This is a genomic window from Arthrobacter sp. efr-133-R2A-120 (assembly GCF_030209835.1).
In the GTDB taxonomy this organism is placed as follows: domain Bacteria; phylum Actinomycetota; class Actinomycetes; order Actinomycetales; family Micrococcaceae; genus Arthrobacter.
This window is the reverse complement of sequence record NZ_JARVRF010000004.1, coordinates 57,626-80,170: the sequence shown is the minus strand read 5'-3', so window position 1 is coordinate 80,170 and position 22,545 is coordinate 57,626. Positions and strand designations below refer to the sequence as shown.

Annotated in this window: 18 protein-coding genes; 9 read left to right on the top strand and 9 right to left on the bottom strand. The window is 64.3% G+C overall.

What is annotated here, in order from left to right; genetic code table 11:
• Positions 1-199: 199 nt before the first annotated feature.
• Positions 200-1,609, top strand: a complete 1,410-nt coding sequence (locus QRN52_RS03545; RefSeq protein WP_284751393.1) for an MFS transporter — start codon at positions 200-202, stop codon at positions 1,607-1,609.
• Between the two features lie 77 nt (positions 1,610-1,686).
• On the opposite strand, the gene QRN52_RS03540 is transcribed toward QRN52_RS03545, so the two are convergent.
• The 9 genes from QRN52_RS03540 to QRN52_RS03500 all read right to left on the bottom strand — a co-directional run bounded on the left by QRN52_RS03540 (position 1,687) and on the right by QRN52_RS03500 (position 13,992).
• Positions 1,687-3,495, bottom strand: coding sequence for an acetyl/propionyl/methylcrotonyl-CoA carboxylase subunit alpha (locus QRN52_RS03540; protein ID WP_284751392.1), 1,809 nt, complete (start codon positions 3,493-3,495; stop codon positions 1,687-1,689).
• Positions 3,496-3,644: 149 nt separating this feature from the next.
• A complete protein-coding gene (locus QRN52_RS03535; RefSeq protein ID WP_284751391.1) occupies positions 3,645-4,319 on the bottom strand; it encodes a Maf family protein in 675 nt (224 codons plus the stop codon).
• A 329-nt stretch (positions 4,320-4,648) separates the two neighbouring features.
• Positions 4,649-7,171 (bottom strand): MMPL family transporter, encoded by a 2,523-nt coding sequence (locus QRN52_RS03530; protein ID WP_284751390.1) that lies wholly within the window; start codon positions 7,169-7,171, stop codon positions 4,649-4,651.
• 26 nt (positions 7,172-7,197) lie between these two features.
• Positions 7,198-7,884: a TetR/AcrR family transcriptional regulator gene (locus QRN52_RS03525; RefSeq protein ID WP_284751389.1), complete on the bottom strand. Its 687-nt coding sequence runs from the start codon at positions 7,882-7,884 to the stop codon at positions 7,198-7,200.
• Between the two features lie 114 nt (positions 7,885-7,998).
• On the bottom strand, positions 7,999-8,484 hold the full coding sequence (locus QRN52_RS03520) for a YbjQ family protein (RefSeq protein WP_284751388.1): 486 nt from the start codon (positions 8,482-8,484) through the stop codon (positions 7,999-8,001).
• A gap of 91 nt (positions 8,485-8,575) precedes the next feature.
• Positions 8,576-9,988 carry a dicarboxylate/amino acid:cation symporter gene (locus tag QRN52_RS03515; RefSeq protein WP_284751387.1) on the bottom strand — a complete coding sequence of 471 codons (1,413 nt, stop codon included), beginning with the start codon at positions 9,986-9,988 and terminating at the stop codon, positions 8,576-8,578.
• Between the two features lie 341 nt (positions 9,989-10,329).
• The gene (locus QRN52_RS03510) at positions 10,330-12,015 is read right to left on the bottom strand and encodes a DUF885 domain-containing protein (RefSeq protein ID WP_284751386.1); all 1,686 of its coding nucleotides are present in this window, start codon (positions 12,013-12,015) and stop codon (positions 10,330-10,332) included.
• A 142-nt stretch (positions 12,016-12,157) separates the two neighbouring features.
• The gene (locus tag QRN52_RS03505; RefSeq protein ID WP_284751385.1) at positions 12,158-12,412 is read right to left on the bottom strand and encodes an acyl-CoA carboxylase epsilon subunit; all 255 of its coding nucleotides are present in this window, start codon (positions 12,410-12,412) and stop codon (positions 12,158-12,160) included.
• Positions 12,409-13,992 (bottom strand): acyl-CoA carboxylase subunit beta, encoded by a 1,584-nt coding sequence (locus QRN52_RS03500; RefSeq protein WP_284751384.1) that lies wholly within the window; start codon positions 13,990-13,992, stop codon positions 12,409-12,411. Before QRN52_RS03500 ends, QRN52_RS03505 begins: the two co-directional genes overlap by 4 nt.
• A 211-nt stretch (positions 13,993-14,203) precedes the next feature.
• On the opposite strand from QRN52_RS03500, the gene QRN52_RS03495 reads away from it, so the two are divergent.
• From QRN52_RS03495 to QRN52_RS03460, 8 genes are all read left to right on the top strand, one after another.
• The gene (locus QRN52_RS03495; RefSeq protein WP_284751383.1) at positions 14,204-15,103 is read left to right on the top strand and encodes an SDR family oxidoreductase; all 900 of its coding nucleotides are present in this window, start codon (positions 14,204-14,206) and stop codon (positions 15,101-15,103) included.
• A gap of 47 nt (positions 15,104-15,150) precedes the next feature.
• Positions 15,151-16,059 carry a biotin--[acetyl-CoA-carboxylase] ligase gene (locus QRN52_RS03490; protein WP_284751382.1) on the top strand — a complete coding sequence of 303 codons (909 nt, stop codon included), beginning with the start codon at positions 15,151-15,153 and terminating at the stop codon, positions 16,057-16,059.
• Positions 16,052-16,687, top strand: a complete 636-nt coding sequence (locus QRN52_RS03485; RefSeq protein ID WP_284751381.1) for a PH domain-containing protein — start codon at positions 16,052-16,054, stop codon at positions 16,685-16,687. Before QRN52_RS03490 ends, QRN52_RS03485 begins: the two co-directional genes overlap by 8 nt.
• A complete protein-coding gene (locus QRN52_RS03480) occupies positions 16,677-17,840 on the top strand; it encodes an adenylate/guanylate cyclase domain-containing protein (RefSeq protein WP_284751380.1) in 1,164 nt (387 codons plus the stop codon). The genes QRN52_RS03485 and QRN52_RS03480 overlap by 11 nt, the downstream gene beginning before the upstream one ends.
• The gene (locus QRN52_RS03475; RefSeq protein WP_502869686.1) at positions 17,840-18,598 is read left to right on the top strand and encodes a PP2C family protein-serine/threonine phosphatase; all 759 of its coding nucleotides are present in this window, start codon (positions 17,840-17,842) and stop codon (positions 18,596-18,598) included. Before QRN52_RS03480 ends, QRN52_RS03475 begins: the two co-directional genes overlap by 1 nt.
• Positions 18,599-18,741: 143 nt before the next feature.
• Complete coding sequence (locus QRN52_RS03470; protein WP_284751379.1) at positions 18,742-19,356, top strand: hypothetical protein; 615 nt, start codon at positions 18,742-18,744, stop codon at positions 19,354-19,356.
• 83 nt (positions 19,357-19,439) lie between these two features.
• Positions 19,440-21,698 carry an NAD-dependent DNA ligase LigA gene (gene ligA / locus QRN52_RS03465; RefSeq protein WP_390282992.1) on the top strand — a complete coding sequence of 753 codons (2,259 nt, stop codon included), beginning with the start codon at positions 19,440-19,442 and terminating at the stop codon, positions 21,696-21,698.
• A complete protein-coding gene (locus QRN52_RS03460; RefSeq protein WP_284751378.1) occupies positions 21,695-22,522 on the top strand; it encodes an inositol monophosphatase family protein in 828 nt (275 codons plus the stop codon). The genes ligA and QRN52_RS03460 overlap by 4 nt, the downstream gene beginning before the upstream one ends.
• The last annotated feature ends 23 nt before the right edge of the window (positions 22,523-22,545 follow it).

Below are 22,545 nucleotides of genomic sequence, written 5' to 3'. Positions count from 1 at the left end.
CTATCGGAGGGGGTCACCACTGCGTGAGGCGATGGTGAGGTTGTTGTGGCGCGGACCACAGAGTGAGACTTTTCCGGGCGTCCGCATCTTGGACTTGATTGTCCATTTGGTGGATACCGGGAACTATTATTGAACTCTCAATAATCTTTGCCGGCAGGCTCAGCGACGCCGGGCCGGCGTGAACGAAAGCATCCACTACATGTCTTCCATCGCTGAATCCAAGGAAAGCGAGTCAGTCAAGCCGGTCAACTCGCGGGGACGGGTGATTTTCGCCAGCCTCATTGGTACGTCCATCGAGTTCTACGATTTCTACGTTTATGCCACGGCAGCCGTGCTCGTCTTCCCCAAACTCTTCTTCCCGACGGCGGACGAGACCACCCAGCTGCTGAGCTCCTTCGCGGTGTTCGGCGTCGCCTTCGTCGCCCGGCCGCTCGGCTCCATCATTTTCGGCCACTTCGGTGACAAGTTCGGTCGCAAGGGAACCCTGGTTGCGTCCCTCCTGACCATGGGTATTGCCACGTTCCTGATCGGTTGCCTCCCCACGGCACAGGTCCCGGGCTGGACCTTCCTGGCCCCCACGTTGCTGGTAGTCCTGCGTTTCGCCCAAGGCCTGGCCCTCGGTGGTGAGTGGAGCGGTGCCGCGCTGCTCGCAACGGAGAACGCGCCGGCCAACAAACGCGCCGTCTATGGAACATTCCCGCAGATGGGTGCGCCGATCGGCTTCATCCTGGCCAACATCATCTTCCTGGTCTTCAGCTACACCTTGACCCCCGAGGCTTTCGCCGCGTGGGGCTGGCGCGTGCCGTTCCTACTCAGCGCCGTCATGGTGATCCTCGGCCTCTATGTGCGCCTCAAGCTCATTGAAACTCCTGCATTCACCAAGGTGCTGGAGTCCAACGAAGTGGCCAAGCTGCCCATCGGACGCGTGTTCAAGAAGAGCTGGCGCCCGCTGATCCTCGGCACCTTCATCATGCTTGCGACGTACGTGCTGTTCTACCTGATGACCACGTTCACGCTGACCTACGGCACCAAACCCACCCTGGCAGGCGCTCAAGCTGCTGCTATCAAGGCGGGAAAGCCCATGACCGACGCGGCCGCCGCGGCGTTCGTCCCGGGCTTGGGCTTCAGCCGGAACGACTTCCTCTGGATGCTGATTGCCGGCGTCGTCTTCTTCGGTATTTTCACACTGGTGGCCGGTCCGCTGGCCGAAAAGTACGGCCGTCGCAAGATGCTCCTGGCCGTCACGGCTGGAATCCTGGTATTCGGCCTGCTCTTCGTGCCGTTGTTCAGTGGCGGCTTCGTAGGGACCATGGCGTTGCTGATCATCGGCTTCACACTGATGGGGCTCACCTTCGGCCCTATGGGTGCACTGCTTCCGGAACTGTTCCCCACCAACGTCCGCTACACCGGATCCGCAGTCAGCTACAACCTGTCCAGCATCCTCGGCGCGGCAGTGGCTCCGTTCATCGCGGTCTGGCTCTGGGAATCGGCCAAGGGAAGCACGGTCCTGGTGGGTGTCTACCTCAGCGCCATGGCGGTGTTGACGCTCGTGGCCCTGTTCCTGTCCAAGGAAACCAAGGACACGGACTACGAGAACAACGTAGCCTGACCCCGTATTAGCAGGCCCGCGTTAAATGGCTCCGGCCCCGCACCAATGGTGCGGGGCCGGAGCCATTTAAGCGCTGCTCAGTCTTCGATCGTCGCGATGACGGCGCCTGCGGAGACGGTTTCGCCTGCCTTGGCCACCAGGCCGTGGATGGTGCCGGCCTTGTGGGCGGTGAGGGGCTGTTCCATCTTCATGGCTTCGAGGACCACGATCAGATCGCCTTCGGCAACCACATCGCCCGCGGCAACTGCCACCTTGACGATGGTGCCCTGCATCGGCGAAGTGAGGGCGTTGCCGCCCGCCACGGCAGCCGTAGCGCCCGCCGAGCGGGAACGCTTCTTGACCTTCGCGCCCTTGGCGCCCGCGCTGGCAACCGAGGAAACCGAGCCAAGAGTCGAGGGAAGGACAACTTCCAGGCGCTTGCCGCCAACCTCGACGACGACGCGCTGCCGCTCACCGGCGTCGGCGGCTTCTGTTCCGGTTCCGGTGGGCGTCCACGCGGGGATGTTGTTGACGAACTCGGTCTCGATCCAGCGCGTGTGCACCTTGAACGGGCCTTCGGCCGGAGCGAACGCCGGATCGGTCACCACTGCGAGGTCGAAAGGAATGACGGTGGGGATGCCTTCAACCACCATTTCCTCAAGGGCGCGGCGGGAACGCTGGAGGGCCTGTTCGCGGCTGGCACCGGTGACGATCAGCTTGGACAGCATGGAATCGAAGTTCCCGCTGATGACGTCGCCCTGCTCGATGCCGGAGTCGATGCGGACGCCCGGACCCGTCGGGTTCTTCAGGGTGCTGACGGTTCCCGGTGCGGGCATGAAGTTGCGGCCCGGGTCTTCGCCGGTGATGCGGAATTCGAAGGAGTGGCCGCGGACCTCGGGATCGCCGTAGCCGAGCTTTTCGCCTCGGGCGATGCGGAACTGCTCGCGGACCAGGTCGAGGCCCGTGACTTCCTCCGAAACGCAGTGCTCCACCTGAAGTCGGGTGTTGACCTCAAGGAAGGAGATGATCCCGTCCTGGCCAACCAGGAATTCGCACGTTCCCGCGCCCAGGTAGCCGGCCTCTTTCAGGATGGCCTTGGAGGACTCGTACAGTCGTTCGTTCTGCTCGGGGCTCAGGAACGGTGCCGGGGCTTCTTCCACCAGCTTCTGGTTGCGGCGCTGGAGGGAGCAGTCGCGGGTAGAGACGACAACAACGTTTCCGTAGGCATCGGCGAGGCACTGGGTCTCGACGTGGCGCGGGGAATCCAGGAAGCGCTCGATGAAGCACTCGCCGCGCCCGAAGGCGGCAACAGCCTCGCGCACTGCAGACTCGAAAAGCTCAGGGATTTCCTCGATGGTGCGGGCCACCTTGATGCCGCGGCCGCCGCCACCGTAGGCAGCCTTGATGGCGATCGGGAGACCGAACTCCTTGGCAAAGGCCAGGATCTCGTCAGCGGACTCCACCGGGTCGGCAGTGCCGGGAACCAGGGGAGCGCCGACCTTCTCGGCGATGTGGCGGGCCTGCACTTTGTCACCCAACGCAGAGATGGCGTCCGGGGAGGGGCCGATCCAGGTGATGCCGGCGTCGATGACCTTGGCGGCAAACTCGGCGTTCTCGGCGAGGAAGCCATAACCGGGGTGGATGGCGTCCGCGCCCGACTGCTTGGCGACGTCGATCAACTTGTCCATCACGAGGTACGACTCAGCGGCGGTGTTGCCGCCCAGCGCATAGGCCTCATCTGCCAGCCGGACGTGCAGTGCGTCGCGGTCGGGGTCCGCATAGACGGCCACGGAAGCGATGCTTTCGTCCCGGGCTGCGCGGATGATGCGGACCGCGATTTCGCCTCGGTTGGCGATCAAGACCTTGGTGAGAGGGCTGGAAATGGGCTGCGCCGGATTAGCTGACAAGTTGACTCCTTCTGTCCTTCAGGGAGCCTAGCGTGATTTTGAGGGTTCCGCCCATATTGATGGGGGATTCCGTGTGTGAGACGGCCTGTCTTTGTAGGGTTGCTACAAAGGCCGGAAATTGGCCGCCGCGCTGGCGACCTGGACCGCCGCTATTCGCTGCCGGCTTCGGAGCCGTTTTGGGTCCAGAGTTCGGTGATTCCAACATTCGCCTGGCCGAGTAGATCGCGGAGGGTCGAGATGGAGAGCCCGACGACGGCGTGCGGGTCGCCGTCGACCTTGCGGATGAAGGCCCCGCCCAAGCCGTCGATCGTGAAGGAACCGGCGCAGTGCAGGGGCTCGCCGGTTGCGATGTAGGCGTCGATGTCCTTCTCGCTCATCTCCGCAAAGTGGACCTCCGCGCTGGACACGGCACCGACTGTTGCTCCGGTGCCAAAGGCCGTCTCGCCGTCGTTCACGTCCGCCGCGGTTTCGCGACAGTCCACCAGCCAGTGCCCGGTGTGGAGGACGCCCTTGGAGCCGCTCATGCGCAGCATCCGTTCCTTGGCAATGTCTACTGTGTACGGCTTACCGTGCGATTCGCCGTCGAACTCGAACACGGAATCGCAGCCGATGACCAGGGCCCCCTCGGCGTCGGGCAGGGAAGCGACGGCCTCGGCCTTGGCGCGGGCCAGGAGGAGAGCGGTGTCGTGCGCATCGGTCACACCGTACCGGGCTTGCACGGCGTCCTCGTCCACGTCCGAGACGAGTACCTCGTGGTGGATGCCGGCCTCCCTAAGGAGCTTGGTGCGGGCGGGGGACTGGGAGGCCAGGATCAATCGGGTCACGGCTCAAGCGTAGTACGCGGCGCCGCCCCCCGACGCTCGCTCACTTATATGGGGGTTGGGCCCGACGCTCGCTCACTTATCTGGGGGTTGGGCCGGACGCTCGCTCACTTATATGGGGGTTGGGCCGGACGCTCGCTCACTTATGTGGCCAAATCGGGAAACGCTCCTTCAGATATATCCCAAGGTGGACATGTTCCTTGAATTCAGGTGGGCGAGCGTTTGGGGGAAGGGCGTTATAGGTGATCGAGCGTTTAGGGGAAGGGCGTTATAGGTGAGCGGGCGTCGGTTCCGGACACAGAACCGACGCCCGCTGAAAGGCAACCAGACGCTTAGTGGACCAGCTCCTTGGCCCCGTCTGCCGCCGTCGTGCGCTGCAGCTTGGCGCCTTCGACGTCGACGTCGGGTAGGACGCGGGACAGCCACCGCGGTAGCCACCAGGCCTTCTCGCCCAACAGGTACATCGCGGCCGGAACAATGGTCATCCGCACCACGAACGCATCCACGAGCACGCCGAACGCCATCGCGAAACCGAGCGGCCGGACCATGGTCAAGTGGCTGAAGATAAAGCCGGCAAACACGCTGACCATGATGATGGCGGCGGCCGTGACCACAGCTGAGGCATGGCTGAAGCCGCTTCGGACCGCCTGCTTCGCGTTCTCTCCATGCATGAACGATTCACGCATGCCAGAGGTGATGAATACCTGGTAGTCCATGGCCAGGCCGAACAGCACACCAATCAGGATGATCGGCAGGAAGCTCAGCACGGCTCCGGGATTGGCGACGTCGAACACGGATCCGAGCCAGCCCCACTGGTATACGGCCACGACGGCGCCGAAAGCTGCCGCGAGCGAGAGCAGGAAGCCGCCGGTGGCGAGCAGCGGGACCACGATCGAACGGAACACCAGCAGCAGGAGGACCAGCGAGAGCCCGACGACGATCGCCAAGTACGGCGGCAAGGCGGCACCGAGCTTCGCAGAGACGTCGATATTGCCGGCCGTCTGCCCCGTCAATCCGATGGTGGCGCCTGTGGCCTGCTGGATTTCGGAACCCTTGGCCCGCAGTTCCGAGACCACCTGGACGGTGCTGGCGCTCGCGGGCCCGTCCTTGGGGATGACCTGGAAAACGGCCGTGCGGTGATCCGGGCTGAGGGCTACCGGTACGGCTGCCACGACGTTGTCGACGCTGCGCAGCTTGTCCGCGACGTCGAACTGCTTGGTCTTGGCCTGGTCGTCGCTGAGCCCGTCCGGGAAGGTGCCGACAACCACGATGGGGCCGGTCATGCCCTCGCCGAAGCTCGTCCGGGTGAGGTCGTACGCCTTGAACGCTTGCGAATCGACCGGCTCCGAACCGCCGTCGGGCAAAGCGAGGCGCAGCTGGGAGGCCGGGAGGGCCAGCACGCCGAGCAGCACGACGCCGGCAAGCAGCGAGACCACCGGATGCCGGGTCACGAGCCCACCCCAACCACGGCTGCTCCGCCGCTGGTCCGCCGCGCGGTCCGCCGAGGCGTGGTCCGGCTCGGCGTTGTGGCGTTCTGCCTTGGCCCACGCCCGCTTCGAGATCAGTTTGCGGCCCACCAGCGAGAGGACTGCCGGAGTCAGAGTGAGGGAGACGACGACGGCGACTGCCACCGTCGCGGCGGCCGACAGGCCCATGACGGCCAGGAACGGGAGCCCCGGCACGACCAATGCGGCAAGCGCGATGACAACAGTGAGGCCGGCGAAAAGAACGGCGTTACCCGAGGTTCCAGTGGCAAGAGCCACTGATTCCTCCGCGTCCATCCCCGAAAGCAATTGCCCGCGGTGCCGGTTGACGATGAAGAGCGAGTAGTCGATTCCGACGGCGAGGCCCAGCATGAGCGCGAGCATCGGGGAGATGGAACTCATATCAATGACGCCGGTGAGGGCAAACGTTCCGCCGACACCCACGGCCACGCCAATGATCGCCATCAGGAGGGGCAGGCCAGCGGCGACGAGCGTCCCCAGCATCACGATGAGGGCGATCGCCGCCACCGCAATGCCGATAATTTCCGAGACACCGAACAACTGCGAGACGTCCTCGGTGATTTCCTTGCTGGCCAGGGCTGTGACGCCAGCTGACGAGACTCCGTGGACGATGTCCTGAACTTGCTGCCGGACGGCAGGGGTCAGGCCGTTGATGGAGGTCTTGAACTGGACCTGGGCGATTGCCGCCTTACCGTCTTCGGAGACGAAACGCATGCCTTGGGAAGCCGTCAGCTGGCGTTTTGCCAACGCAAGGGCTGCAGCGCCGTCCGTGGCTTGCTTCTGGCCAGCATCGAGCTTTTGGCGCCCGGCCAGGAGTTCGGCCTCCTGCGGGGCAAGTTGCGCTTGGATCTGCGCAGCCGGCATCCCGGCAGCGGCCATTTGCTGTTCCGCAGCCTTGAGCCGGGCATCCCCTGCATCGAGCGTGGCCCGGGCCTTGTCCAACTCAGCCTGCCCGGCAGCTGCTTTCTGTTCCCCGGCAGCAAGGTCGGACGGTGCTTTGTCCAAGGTGGCTTGGGTTGTGAAGGGGTTGACCGTTGACTGCACATCAGGCAGCTTTTCCAGCCGGGCGAGGGCCGACGCAATGGCGTCCTTGCCCGCTTGGTTGAACCCGGCGTCGCCGGCTTCGAAGACGATCCCTGCGGAACCGCCCGAGGAGGCAGGAAGGTCCTTCTTGAGCTTGTCCAGCATCTGCTGGGTCTCAGTGCCGGGGATCTGGAAGTTGTTGGACATGGTGCCATGGAAGGCGGCCGCGGAGCCGCCGACGGCCATGAGCACGGCCAGCCAGAGGGAGATCACCAGCCAGCGGTGACGATAGGAGAACTTGCCAAGACGGTAGAGCAGGAGTGCCATGTCGGAACCGATCTGTCGGTGTGTGGTTATGCCGAGTATTGAGGGTCAGCCGCGGGCTGAGGGCTGTGCGCCGACGGGGTTTGAGGGGCGGGTGCCGTGAAGCCCGAACCGAGCAGGCCAATTGCGTCGATCAAGTGCTGCCGCAAGCTCGCGAGGGATTCTGCGGAAAGATCCGGGCCGTGTTGTTCGAACCAGACGCTCATGGCTGCCTTGCCGCACGAAATGATGGACCCGGCCAAGGCCCGCAGATAGAGCTCGTTGACATCCGGGCCGAGGCGACGACGGGCAGCGTCGATGATCTGCGTGGTGCAGTGGTCCCAGGCTTCGAGTTCGGAACGCACCAGGGCGCGGTTGTCGTGGGTGAGACTGAAGAGCTCGGCCATGGGGGAGACCGTCATCGGGTCAGCCAGCGCCATGAGGGCGGCCCGGGCGGAATCGAGGATGGGTTCGTCCGAGGGGCGCAATCGGAATTGTTCAAGGGCATGGTCCAGGAAGCCTTCGGTCACGGAGGCCAAGGCGGCTTCGAGGCTGGGGAAGTAGTTGAAGAAGGTACGCCGGGATACGCCGGCCTCTTCCGCGATGTCTTCCACAGTGAAATTGCCGACGCCCCTGCTGCGCAGCATGGCGAGGGCTGCGTCCGCGATCGCTTGGCGGGTGGCCAGTTTGTTTTGTTCGCGGCGCGAGGGGAGGGCCGTGGTGTCGGTAGTGCTCACGTATTTACACTAAGTGCAACTTTGCACTCAGGGCAAGTTAAATCTCCAGCTCCCCAGGCCAGCCAAAACGAACGGCCGGCGACGCTTGTGCGTCGCCGGCCGTCGTCGTCCGCCTTACTGGTGGAAAGGCTCTTGGGGAGACGGGGAAGCGGGGAACTGTCCGGGCGCCGGCGGTGCCGTTTGTCCCTGGGGCGCCGCCGGCGTCGTGGGCTGCGTGGATTGCCGGGCTGCGGCGCTCGTCAGGTAGATCGACTGGCCTGTCGCGCCTGGCTCGCCTTCGGCCAGGGGGATGGCGAACACCGCGGTGCCGTAGGCGCACACTTCGGTCCAGTTCCCGCCCATCTCGGATGTGTCGAAGCGCATGGCGACGATTGCGTTGGCGCCGCGCTGTTGTGCCTCGTTGACCATGCGCGCCATGACTTCCTGGCGGCTTTCATAGAGCGCCTTGGTCATTTCGGGCAGCTCGCCGCCGCCGAGGGAGCGGAAGCCGGCCATCACTTGGGCGCCGATATCCCGCGATCGGACGGTGAGGCCCATGACTTCCCCGAAGACGGCGTCGATCCTGTGGCCCGGAATCTTGTTTGAGGTGACTATCAGCATGGACAGAGCCTATCCAGAATTCACCACTGTTAAAAGGACAAATCCCCAGGGCATTCCCCCGGGGATTTGTCCGCGCGACGCTGGGTGACCGCTAGGCCGTGGCGTCAGCGAGCTCCCGAGTTTCCTCGGATGCCTCCGCAGACGCAGTCTCGGCCGCGAACGCCGTTCCCTTGCGGGGAGCGTTGTAGAGCGATTCGTCCAGGATTCCCTGCCGCTTGGCGACGATGGCCGGAACCAGCGCCTGTCCCGCCACGTTGACGGCGGTGCGGCCCATGTCCAGGACCGGGTCGATCGCCAGGAGGAGCCCGACGCCGGCGAGCGGCAGTCCCAGCGTGGACAGGGTCAGCGTAAGCATGACGACGGCGCCCGTGGTGCCTGCCGTTGCCGCCGAACCAAGGACCGAAACCACCACGATGAGCAGGTACTGGCTGAAGTCCAGGTTGATGCCGAAGAACTGGGCAACGAAGATCGCAGCGACGGCCGGGTAGATGGCGGCGCAACCGTCCATCTTGGTGGTGGCGCCGAGCGGCACGGCGAAGGATGCGTAACCCTGGGGAACCCCGAGGTTGCGCTCGGTGACGCGCTGCGTGAGCGGCAGCGTGCCGATCGAGGAGCGCGAGACGAACGCGAGCTGCACGGCGGGCCACACGCCCGAGAAGTATTGCTTGACGGACAGTCCATGGGTCTTCACCAGGATGGGGTACACGACGAACAGCACCAGGGCGAGGCCTGTGTAGATGGCCACCGTGAACTTGCCGAGCGAACCGATGGTGTCCCAACCGTAGACGGCCACTGCATTGCCGATCAGCCCGATGGTGCCGAGCGGGGCGATGCGGATGATCCACCAAAGGACCTTCTGGATGACGGCCAGGGTGGAAGCGTTGAGGTTCAGGAACGGTTCGGCCTGCTTGCCCACCTTGAGGGCTGCGACGCCGACGGCGATGGCGATCACCAGGATCTGCAGCACATTGAAACTGATCGACGTGCTGGCGACTCCGTCCGTGACAGTGGTGCTCGCGCCCAGGCCCAGGAAGTTCTTGGGGAAGAGGCCGGTGAGGAACGCCCACCAGTCGCCGGTCTTTCCGGCGTACTCGGCCTTCTTGGTGATGCCGGTGCCGGAGCCCGGCTGCAAGAGCACTCCAAGTCCGATGCCGATCGTCACGGCGATGAGCGAGGTGATGGCGAACCAGAGCAAGGTGTTCCACGCAAGTTTCGCCGCATTGGACACTTGGCGGAGGTTCGCGATGGAGCTCACCACTGCGGTGAAGATCAAGGGCACGACGGCGGTCTGCAGCAGCGACACGTAGCTCGAGCCGATGGTCTGCAGCGTGGCGCCGAGCCCGTTGGGAGCCTTCGTGGTGCTACCCGTGGCTTTGGCCAGGAGGCCGAGGGCCAGGCCGATCACCAAGGCCGCGATGATCTGGACGCCGAAGGACGTTGCCCACTTGGGAAGCCGGGAAGACGTCTTTCCGGCGGAAGTCAGAGTGTTGGATGAATTGCTCACCGGAACAAACTAGGCCCCGACAAATACCACCGCGACCCGAGGTTGAGAAATGTTACGGTCTCACATTCGACCCACTACCAAAAATGCCCATGAATTCGCCGCCAATCCACCCATTTATGAAGTTATTCCCGGACGGAATGTGGGGAATGTAACAGCGTTTTGGCTAGGTGATGGGCACCTTCCGCACCGTGCCCTTGACGACAGGCATCCGGCAGCGTGCGTCAAAGCGACGAAGTGGGCCCACACCGGCAGGGTTCCCTGGCCGAACTTGTGAGGCTAGGGGGCCCGCGGGGAGCAGCACGCCGAGGATGCGTGTCGCCAAGGGCGACCGACACGCCGGACTAACCCAGCAAAGCGCGTTTGAGCGTATCCAAACCAACCGAACCGATGTTCAGGGCATCCGTGTGGAAGGACTTCAGGTCGAATCCGTCGCGGCGTTCGAGTTCAGCCCGGATTTCTTCCCATAGCCGTTGCCCCACCTTGTACGACGGAGCCTGCCCCGGCCATCCGAGGTACCGGGTGAATTCGAACTGGAGCTGGCCTCCGCTGATGGGAAGGTTGGCCTTGAGGAATTCGAAGCCCTTTTCCGAGGTCCACGTGCCGCTGCCCCAACGTTCAGGCACCTGCAGCTCAAGGTGGACGCCTATATCGAATACGACGCGGGCGGCACGCATGCGCTGCATGTCCAGCATGCCCATGTGGTCGCCAGGGTCCTTGAGGTAGCCGAGCTCCAGCATGAGCTTTTCGGCGTAGAGGGCCCAGCCTTCGCCGTGCCCGGAGACCCAGCAGACGTTCCGTCGCCAGTTGTTGAGGAGCTCGCGGCGGTAGACGGCGGTGGCCACCTGGAGGTGGTGGCCGGGGACGCCCTCGTGGAAGACCGTGGTGGTTTCGGCCCAAGTGGTGAAGGTGTCTTCGCCGGCAGGGACGGACCACCACATGCGGCCGGGCCGGGAGAAGTCGTCCGACGGGCCCGTGTAGTAGATGCCGCCTTCGTCCGTGGGCGCGATACGGCATTCGAGGGTCTTCATGATGTCCGGGATGTCGAAGTGGACGTCGGCCAGTTCGGATACTGCGCGGTCTGAGAGTTCCTGCATCCAGGCCTTGAGGGCATCGGTGCCCTTGATTTGCCGTGCGGGATCGTTGTCGAGGATGGCTTTGGCCTCCTCGATGGACGCGCCGGGCTTGATTTGCTCGGCCACCCGTTCCTGTTCGGCAATGAGCCTGTCGAGTTCCTGCACGCCCCAGGCGTACGTTTCCTCCAGGTCCACGGTTGCTCCGAGGAACAAACGCGAGGCCAGGGCGTAGCGTTCGCGGCCCACGGCGTCCTTTTCCGGCGCAAAGGGCAGAAGCTCCGCTTCGAGGAAGGCGGCTAGGCGCAAGTAAGCGGAGCGCGCGACGGCGGCACCGGCGTCGAGCTTTTCCTGCAGTTCCGCCGGCAGCGGCTGGCCGCCGATGGAGGCTTCGGCGGCGAGCTTGGCGAAGAAGCCGTCTTCGGCCGCGTATTTGCTGGTCTGTTCGACGACGATCTTGACTTGGCGGACCGCGGAGACTTTCCCCGCTTCCTTGGCCGAACGAAGGGAAACGATGTACCCGTCGATCGCTTCCGCAACGTTGGCTGCGCGGCCGGCGATGTGCTCCCAGTGTTCGGCCGTGTCGGTAGGCATGAGGTCGAAGATCGCGCGGATGGTTTGGGCCGGAGACTCGATATTGTTCAGGTCCGCGGCGTCCCAGCCGGATTCGTGGATCTCAAGGGCCAGGCCGAGCCGTTCCCGCATCGCGTCGAGGGTAACGACGTCGGAGGCGTCCGTGGGTTCGAGGGCGGCTAGCTCGTCGAGGGTGTGGCGTGCTGCCTTGGCGAATGCCGCCGCGCCCGCAGGCGAGAAATCCTGGTATTCGGTTTCGTGTCCGGGCAGGCCGAGGGTGGTGGCGAGGCTCGGGTTGAGGGCAAGGAGGGTGTCCGTGTAGGCGTCGGCGACCGCATCGATGGCAGTCTGGAGGCGTGCCGGAGCTGTGTTAGGAGTAGTCACCCCAAGAGCCTAACCGCGCCCGGGCCCCTTATGAAAGGGTTGTTGCAGAAGATCCGGCCGCCAACCCAACTAGCTCGCATTTAATGTCGTTCTGGGCCTTCAAAACGGCATTAAATGCGAGTCAGTTGGGTTACCGCGGGACTCAGCCCCGGCTGCGCTTCCAGGCGCCCGGACCCGGCGTGGGTTCCAGGCGCAGCTGCTGGCGTCGCAGCCAGTGCCGCGTGCTCGGTTTTGGAGCTTCGGCTTCCTCGGGCGATCCAAGGGAGGCGACGACGGCGGCAAGCGCCGCGAGTTCTTCCGGCGTCGGGTCTCCCTTGACCACAGAAAGCAACGGCTCGGCCGGTGCCGCGTCCGTGGAATCCGGTCCGGAGTCGGGGAGGTTCTGTTCGGCGCTCACAGGGGGATGTTTCCGTGCTTCTTGGTGGGCAGGCTGGCCCGCTTGTCGCGGAGGGCGCGAAGGCCCTTGATGATCTGGAGGCGGGTCTCCGACGGCGCGATGACGGCGTCGACGTAGCCGAGCTCGGCTGCCTGGTAGGGGTTGAGGAGTTCTTCCTCGTACTGGCGGATGATCTCGGCACGCTTGGCTTCGACGTCGCCACCAGCCTCGGCGACCGCGGCAAGATCGCGGCGGTACAGGATGTTGACGGCACCTTGGGCGCCCATGACGCCGATCTGCGCCGTGGGCCAGGCCAGGTTGAGATCGGCTCCAAGCTTCTTGGAACCCATCACGATGTACGCTCCGCCGTAGGCCTTGCGCGTGATCACGGTCAGCTTGGGCACGGTGGCTTCGGCATAGGCGTAAAGCAGCTTGGCTCCGCGGCGGATGATGCCCTGGAATTCCTGGTCCTTGCCGGGCAGGAAGCCGGGGACGTCCACCAAGGTGATGATGGGAACGTTGAAGGCGTCGCAGTGGCGGACGAAGCGGGCGGCCTTTTCCGAAGCGGAGATGTCAAGCGTGCCCGCGAACTGCATGGGCTGGTTGGCCACGATACCGACAGTGTGGCCTTCAATCCGGCCGTAGCCGATGATCACGTTGGGGGCGTAGAGCGACTGCATTTCGAGGAAATGGGCGTCATCCACGATCTGCTCGATGACCTTGCGCATGTCGTAGGGCTGGTTGGCCGAGTCCGGGATGAGCGCGTCCAGGGCGAGGTCGTCGTCGTCGAGCTCCGGTTCCTGCTCGTGCTCCAGGACGGGTGCCTCGGAGAGGTTGTTGGACGGCAGGAAGTCCAGGAGTTCGCGGACGAACTCGATCGCGTCGGCTTCGTCGCTGGCGAGGTACGTTGCCGTACCGGTGGTGGCGTTGTGCTGGCGAGCGCCGCCGAGGGTTTCCATGTCCACGTCTTCGCCGGTGACGGTCTTGATGACGTCGGGGCCGGTGATGAACATGTGGGAGGTCTTGTCCACCATCACGATGTAGTCGGTGAGGGCGGGGGAGTAGGCGGCGCCGCCGGCGCACGGGCCCATGATGAGGGAAATCTGGGGGACGACGCCGGAAGAATGGACGTTGTTGCGGAAGATGTCAGCGAACATCGCCAGCGAGGCGACGCCTTCCTGGATACGCGCGCCGCCGCCGTCGTTGATGCCCACCATCGGGCAGCCGTTGCGGAGCGCGAATTCCTGGACCTTGACGATCTTCTCGCCGTTGACCTGGCTCAGGGAGCCGCCGTAGACGCTGAATTCCTGGCTGTAGATGGCCACAAGGCGGCCGTCGACGGTGCCGTAGCCCGAGACGACGCCGTCGCCGAGGGGCTTCTTCTTCTCCATGCCGAACGCGGTGGAGCGGTGGACGGCCAAAGCGTCGAACTCGACGAAGGAGTCTTCGTCGAGGAGCATGTCGATGCGTTCGCGGGCGGTGTTCTTGCCGCGTGCATGTTGCTTTTCGATGGCTTCGGGGCCGGAAGGTTGTTCTGCACGGGCCTGGCGGTCGCGGAAGTCGGCAATCTTTCCCGCTGTCGTTGTCAGATCGTGGCTCATCAAATGTCTCCGGCTCTGTAGCTGATTTACGCTGGCACTGCTTCGTTAGGCATGCGCTCTTAAGTAGCATCCGTACAAAGTGCGGGCCCTGTTGGCTAGTCTAATGACGCAAAAGCCACAGACCGCTGTAGAAACCCTACAATTTTCCGACTTCAAGTCGAGCATCGAGCAATGTTACTCGCCAGTAACATAGTTGGGCTACAGTGTCCTCATGACCTCAAGCAACGATGCTTCTGCAAGCCCTGCCCTTCGCTACCAGGCACGTGGATCACTGAAGGGCCGCACCATCCTGATGTCCGGCGGCAGCCGCGGCATCGGCCTGGCAATCGCCACCCGCGCGGCCCGTGACGGCGCCAATATCGTCGTCATGGCCAAGACCGGAGAACCCCACCCCAAGCTGCAAGGAACGGTCTTCACGGCCGCCGAACAATTGGAAGCAGCCGGCGGCCAGGCGCTGCCGCTCGTTGGGGACGTCCGCAGCGACGGCGACGTTGCCGCGGCAGTTGCCGCCGCCGTCGAACGCTTTGGCGGAATCGACGTCGTGGTCAACAACGCCTCGGCGATAGACCTCTCCCGCACTGACGCGATTGACATGAAACGCTATGACCTTATGCAGGACATCAACGTCCGCGGCACCTTCCTGCTGTCCAAGCTCGCGCTGCCTGCCCTACGGAAATCGAGCAACGCCCATATCCTGACTCTCTCGCCGCCGCTGAACCTGGACCCGAAGTGGGCTGGGATGCATCTGGCGTACACAATGGCCAAGTACGGCATGAGCCTCACCACACTGGGCCTGGCCGAAGAACTCAGGAACGATGGCGTGTCGGTCAACTCGCTCTGGCCCTGCACACTGATCGACACCGCCGCCATTCGAAATATGCCCGGCGGGGAACAGATCGTCCAAGCCGCCAGGGGCCCGGAAATCATGGCGGATGCAGCCCACGCTGTGCTGACCGGGGCGCACCTGTCTGCAGACTCAGGCGGTTCAGCAAGCAATACGGGCAATTTCTACACGGACGAACAGGTGCTGAGGGCAGCGGGTGTTTCAGACTTCAGGCCCTACAGTCTGGGAGCACCGGAGGAGAAGCTGGTGCCGGATATCTTCCTCTAAGCGGACAACTTCTTCCGGGACCAGCCAGGCTGGATAGGATTCTGTCTATGGATGTCGAACAACCTGCCAGCAGCGAACCACGTGCCCCGCGCTTGGGCCTGGACCGTGATGCCCTGCTTCACCCCGACTTCCTCGCGGCTGCCGCTATTTCGCAATTGCAGATCGTGGAGACGACAGGCTCCACGAACGCTGATTTGCTGCGCGCCGTCACCACAGAGCCTAAGGAATGGGCCGACCTCGCCGTCCTCACTGCCGAGCACCAGACGGCGGCGCGGGGACGGCTCGACCGTCACTGGGAATCTCCCGAACGTTCCGCGATTTCCGTTTCGATCGTCCTGCGACCCGTCAATTCCCAAGGGCTGCCGGTACCGACCCAGAGCTACTCCTGGCTGTCCCTTCTGGGCGCGCTGGCCTTGCACGAGACCCTCCTGGAGACCGCCGGCCTGCCTGCCGAGATCAAGTGGCCCAACGATGTCCTAGTCCGGGGCAAGAAGATTGCCGGCATCCTGGCCCAGATGGGGCCGATGGGGGACGGATCCGTTCCGGCCGTGATCCTCGGTACCGGCCTCAACGTGACGCTCAACGAGGATGAATTGCCGGTCCCGACGGCCACGTCCCTCCTCCTTGAGGGTGCCACGACCACGGACCGCACGGTCCTTCTGCAGAACTACCTGTCACGTTTCGCGGCGCTCTACCGCAGCTTCTGCAATGCCGACGGCGACCCCACCGCGGGATTGGCCGGCGGCTCGTCCCTGCACAAGCGGGTTGAAGCTGTCATGGTCACCTTGGGACGAGAAGTGAAGGCGCATTTGCCGGGCGACCACGAATTGGTGGGGCATGCGTCCAGGTTGGATGAGTATGGTTCCCTTTTGGTGGTGGACCATGGCGGCCGCGAGCACGTCGTGACCGCCGGCGACGTCGTCCACCTGAGGGCTACCGAAAGCGGTTATGCGTAAAGAGCTCCTGCGTGGGGAGCAAGTCATCGTGATCACGCGGCAGCAGCCCAGGATGCTCTTTGGTCCCGTCCTGGCATTCATACTGGTCCCCGCTGCGGCGGCCTTCGCCTGTGCATGGATAGTCAAGGGCGGGCCGGGCAAGCTGCTTCCAGTCATCACGAGCGACTGGACCCAATGGTTGGTGACCGCGTGCCTGGCCATCGTAGCGATCGTTCTGCTCGGCTACAGCCTCCCGCGATTCATCCGCTGGCGCGGCATACGGTACATCCTGACAAGCGGTCGGATAGTTGCCCGCTTCGGAATGCTTCGCCGAGGCGACTGGCAGGTGCCGCTGGCCGCGGTGCGCGGCGTGGGGATCAAACAATCGCTGCTCCAACGGATATTGCGCTCCGGGAATATATCCTTGGATACCGGGCGCCCCGGCGACGCGGTGCTTGCGGACGTTCCCGAGGTGGGCAAGTTTCGAAGTTTCATCCTGGAAGCCATGGCCGAGCTTCCGACGGGGGTCAGGTTCGGACCCGGCGCTGTGCCGGAGACCGGCGATTTTGACAGTTTTGCTGGACCAGTTGACTACCCGGATGCCGCGTTGCCCTGGGATATGAGAGAAGGTGGAAGAGATGAGCGTTGACGAGCAGGAGCCTGAGTACGTGGACCACGAGCCCGACGCCGTGCCCGAGCCTTCCGTGGACTACGCGCCAACGGGAGTCCTCCCCGTCGTGTCTCCGCCCACCGGCGCCCTGTCAGCAGAACGGCTTGCCATCAAGGCACTCGAAAGCAGGCTCTTGGGCGGGGAACGCAAACTCCGGCGACGTGAAGTGGCGGCCGGCGCAGGCGTCTCGCTCTTGTCAGCCCGCAAACTGTGGCGGGCACTGGGTTTCCCCAATTTCGGTGACCAGGACGTGGCGTTCACTGAGCGCGACCTCGCGGCGCTTTCCACCATCCTTGACCTTGTCCGCGCCGGAAAGCTCACTGAGGAAGCCGCCATTTCCGTGACGCGAGCCATTGGCCAGATGACCGACCGCATGGTGGTGTGGCAAGTCGAGGCCCTGATCGAAGACATGGTGGTGCAGCAGGGCATTCCCGATGCCGTTGCCCGCAAACAGTTGGTCAACGAACTGCCCAACCTCGTGGATGCCATGGAAGAGATCCTGCTGTACTCGTGGCGCCGCCAGATGAATGCCGGTGTGCAGCGCCTGGCCGTCCGTGCCGAAGCCGGTTTGCAGGCCAGCGAGGCCGGCCGCGAAGGGGACGAAGACGATGCCCCCTTGCCCTTGGCGCGCGCCGTGGGCTTTGCCGACCTCGTCTCCTACACGAGCCTGTCACGCCGCATGAACGAGAAAACCCTGGCCCAGTTGGTCCAGCGCTTCGAGAACAAATGCGCGGAGATCATCTCCATCGGCGGAGGACGCCTGGTCAAGACCGTCGGCGACGAAGTCCTCTACATTGCAGAGACACCGGCCGCGGGTGCCGAGATCTCCTTGGCGCTCGCCCAGGCTTTCACTGAAGACGAAATCCTGCCGGAAGCCCGTGTGGCCATGGTCTGGGGACGCATCCTTTCCCGTCTCGGCGATATCTACGGCCCCACGGTCAACCTGGCGGCCCGCCTTACGGCTTTGGCCGAACCCGGCACGGTCCTGGTGGACGAGATGACGGCAGCAGCGCTGGGCCAGGACGAACGCTTCGTCTTGCTTCCGCAGACTGCCGAGAACGTTCGTGGCTTCGGGGAAATCCTCCCTGTCCGGCTTGCCCGCGGCCTTGGCAAGGGACTGGTTCTCGACTGATGAATTCACAGTCCGCAGCGACCGCCCCTGAGCCGGGATTCACCTTGAGCTATGGCTACGGGACGGACCGTGGACTCAGTCGGGAACTGAACGAAGATTCGCTCATTGCAATGGATCCGGTGTTCGCAGTGGCTGACGGAATGGGTGGGCATGAGGCAGGCGAGATTGCCAGCGGGTTGTGCGTACGTACCCTCGGCAGCATGCCGCAATTGGCGTCGGGAGTCCGTTCGGCGACCGCTGTTGCCATGCAAGAGTGCATCCTTGCCGCCGACTCTCAGATCCGGAATGCCACGGGTGGCCGCGCCGGAACTACGCTCACCGGCGTCGTTGTCGCCGAGCACATGGGTGTCCCGTATTGGCTGGTCATGAACATCGGCGATTCGCGGACGTATCGCTTGAGCGGGGGCGATTTCAGGCAGATCAGCGTGGACCATTCGGAAGTCCAGGAACTCGTGGAGGCCGGTAGCATCACGCGTGAAGAAGCCTTGGTGCATCCGCGCCGCCATGTAGTGACCCGGGCACTCGGCACCGGCGGCGAAAACGAAGCGGACTTCTGGTTGCTGCCCATCCAGGACGGGGACCGGATGCTGATCTGCTCGGATGGACTCACCGGGGAGCTGAGCGACGAGCATATGCTCCGGATCCTGAGCGCGGTGGAAAAGCCCCAAAGCGCGGTGGATGCCCTCATCCAGGAGGCGTTGGTGAGTGGCGGACGGGACAATGTCACCGCGATTGTGGTGGATGCCAGGATCGAGTAGAACGACGACGCGGGGAGCGGCAGCCGCTCCTGTCGACGGCGATTTTGGGGAACGGGATTTGCGACACGCCCGGACTATGTAGGAAGATTCCGGTCAATACCACCCCAACTCCGGGCGGCCCGTGCCGTCCTGCAGAGGTAAACATGACCCAACGCTCCTCCGCGCGTTCTGGCGGCGCGACCCGTGCCGCTGTGCGACGTCCGTTTTCCGTTGCCCTCGCGGGCATTGCCATGGCTGTGGCGATGTGCGCCTTCCCCTTGCTTTCGGCCCACGCGGAGACCATCCCGGCTCCCGGGCAGGGACAAGTTTCGCCGACCTCGCCCGCCCCGGACCCGGCACCTGTACCACCTGAGCCGACCCAGCCGAAGGTGGTGGATCCCGCGCCCTCCAAGCCACCCGTCGTGCTGCCGGCACCCGCGCCGGTTCAACCAGCCCCGGTGGCGCCCGCCGCGCCCGCACCCGTGACGCAGGTGCCTGTGGAACCGGAACCCAGCATGGCGCCGTCGGACGCTCCTGCGGTCTCCAGCTCGGCGACCCCGTCGGACAGCCCGACGGCGAGCGCCTCGCCGTCGGCGTCGTCCAATTGGAATACCCCCATCCAGGACGGGCTCAAGGCCACCCAGGCTGCCTCGGTGAGCAATGCCAAAGGGCCGGGTTCGGACATGTTCGCCGTAGTTGCGATCATGGGCGGCGTGCTTTTGGTGGCGGCCGGCGGCATTGCCTTCGCGTTGTGGAGCCGCCACCGCTTCACGCACTGATTCCTGCTTGTGATTCCTGCTTGTGATTCCTGCTTGTCGCCCAGCGGCCCTATTTTGTCGCGCCTTTGCGGCAAGATAGGTACGTGAGCACAGCAGAGAGTGAAACCGCAGTTCCAACGGAAGCCGTACGGGAAGAGTACGAAAACCTCGCAGACCTCGTCCGCAAGTACCGCTACGCGTACTACCAGGAAGATGCGCCGACGGTTTCGGATGCCGAGTTCGACTCCCTGTACCGCCGCCTCGAGGAGCTAGAGGCGCTGCATCCCGAGCTCGTGTCCAACGATTCGCCCACGCAGGAGGTGGGCGGCGAGGTGTCGGCTGCTTTTGCCGCCGTCGAGCACCTTCAGAGGATGTACAGCCTCGAGGATGTCTTCTCGCTGGACGAGTTGGAAGCGTGGGTCCGCAAGGCCGAGGCTTCGGTCGAAAAGCTGGGGACGGCGGCTTCCCGGATTGCATGGCTGACGGAGCTGAAGATCGACGGCCTTGCAGTGAACCTGCTCTACCGCGATGGCAAACTTGTGCGTGCCGCCACGCGCGGAGACGGCACCACGGGCGAGGACATCACCCACAACGTGCTCACCATCAAGGAGATCCCGCGCCAGCTCAGCGGCAGCGGATATCCGTCCGAGGTGGAAATCCGGGGCGAAGTCTTCATTCCGTCCAAGGCATTCGCTGAATTCAACGAAGCGCTGATCGAGGCCGGCAAAGCGCCGTTGGCCAACCCCCGCAACGCCGCCGCGGGCTCCCTGCGCCAGAAGGACCCCGCGGAAACGGCCAAACGTCCGTTGCGGATGTTCGTCCATGGCATCGGAGCCCGCGAAGGCCTAGACTCCACGAGCCAGTCTGAAACGTACAAGCTGCTGGAGGAATGGGGCCTGCCCGTCAGCCCCTATTTGAAGGTGCTGGACTCCTTTGAGGAGGTCCTCGACTTCATCAAGCACTTCGGCGAACACCGGCACGACCTCCTGCACGAGATCGACGGCATCGTGGTCAAAATCGACGACTTCGCCACGCAGCGTGCCCTCGGTTACACCTCGCGGGTGCCTCGCTGGGCCGTTGCCTACAAATACCCGCCGGAGGAAGTCCACACCAAGCTTCTGGACATCCAGGTCAACGTCGGCCGCACCGGCCGCGTCACTCCCTACGGGGTGATGGAACCGGTCAAGGTGGCCGGATCCACCGTGGAGATGGCCACCCTGCACAACCAGGACGTGGTCAAGGCCAAGGGCGTCATGATCGGCGACATCGTGATTCTCCGGAAGGCCGGCGATGTCATTCCTGAGATCGTCGGGCCGGTATTGGCGCTCCGCGATCAGCAGGATCCCCCCGTGCGTGAGTTCGTGATGCCCACGGAATGCCCGTCCTGCCACACGCCCTTGGCGCCGGCGAAGGAAGGCGACGTCGATATCCGCTGTCCCAACGCGAAGTCCTGCCCGTCCCAGCTGCGCGAGCGTGTCTTCCACGTGGCGAGCAGGGGCGCTTTCGACATTGAGGCACTGGGGTGGGAAGCAGCCATCGCGCTCACCCAGCCGGCGGAACCGGAAACTCCGCCCCTGCGCAGTGAGGCGGCCCTGTTCAACCTCGCTCCGGAGGATCTCGCCGAGGTCCGCATCCGCCGTGAGAAGCGCTCCAAAGGCGTGGGCACGGGAACGTACGAACTGGTGCCGTATTTCTATTCCAAGGCCACTGCCAAGACCCCTTCGAAACCTACAGCCACCACGGACAAACTCTTCAAGGAACTGGAGAAAGCCAAGACCCAACCCCTCTGGCGCGTCCTGGTTGCCCTGTCCATCCGGCACGTCGGCCCCACAGCGTCCCGGGCCCTGGCCACGGCACTGGGGAGCATGGAAGCCATCCGGGCTGCCTCCGAGGAGGAGCTGGCCAACGTCGACGGGGTAGGGCCGACCATTGCAGCAGCACTCAAGGAATGGTTTGCCGTTGACTGGCACCAGGAAATCGTGGACAGCTGGGCCGCGGCCGGGGTGCGCATGGTTGACGATCGCGACGCCGGCATCCAGCGGAACCTGGAAGGACTCACCATCGTGGTGACGGGCTCCCTGCCCACGCTGAGCCGGGACGAAGCCAAGGAAGCCATCATCATCAGGGGCGGCAAGGCAGCCGGCTCGGTTTCCAAGAACACCAGTTACGTCGTGGCCGGGGAGAACGCAGGCTCCAAGCTGGACAAGGCCGAGCAGCTTGGTATCCGGGTGTTGGACGAGGACGGCTTCAAAGCATTGCTCGACGGCGTTCTGGAACCCGCCGGCGGCACGGCTCCGGATGACGAGGACGCAGCCGTTGCTCTGGCCGGCGCTGCCGCGGCCGAAACGGAAGCCTCCGAATGACGGCCGAGCTTTTGGAGCTTCTCGCTGTCGCCCACGCGGCGGCCGCGGCAGGAGCGGAGGTACTCGCCGCCCGGCCTGCCGGCCCCAACTCGGCGGGGAACCTCGGCGTCGTGAACAAAGGCGACGCCGGTGACTGGGTGACGGCCTTCGACGTCGCGGCGGAGAACGCTGTGCGGGACGCAATTACGGCAACCCGCCCGCATGACACCATCACGGGCGAAGAGCATGGCACCACCCGGCCCGAGCAGCCCAGTGGCTACCGATGGTCCATCGACCCGCTGGACGGTACTACCAACTTCATCCGGAATATCGTCTACTACGCCACGTCCGTGGCCGTTGCGGATGCCGACGGGGTCTGGCTGGCCGGCGTCGTCAACGCCCCCGCGCTGGGACGGATCTACTCTGCGGCACGCGGCCACGGAGCATGGCTTGAAGAAAACGGGCAGCGCACCCAGCTGACTGGACCACTCATGGGCCGGACGGGACTGATTGTGGCCTCCGGGTTCAGCTACGATCCCGCCACGAGGGCAGAGCAGTTCGCCGGGCTTGGGAACCTCATGGAAGGCTTTGCCGATCTCCGCAGGCTTGGCTCCGCCGCGTTGGATCTCTGCCTCGTGGCTGATGGAACCCACGACGCCTTCGGAGAACGCGGGCTCAACGAACACGACTACGCTGCGGGTGCCTTGATCGCCGAGGAAGCCGGCTGCTGGGTCCGCCGCCCACGGTTGACCAGCCCGCTGGACGGCGGCCCCACGGATGCGGACCGCTTGGAAGCTTGGACCTGCGCGGGGACCCTCGAGCTCTCGGGCAAGTTCCCGCTCTAAGGCCCGGGAGTCTTCGATGATCA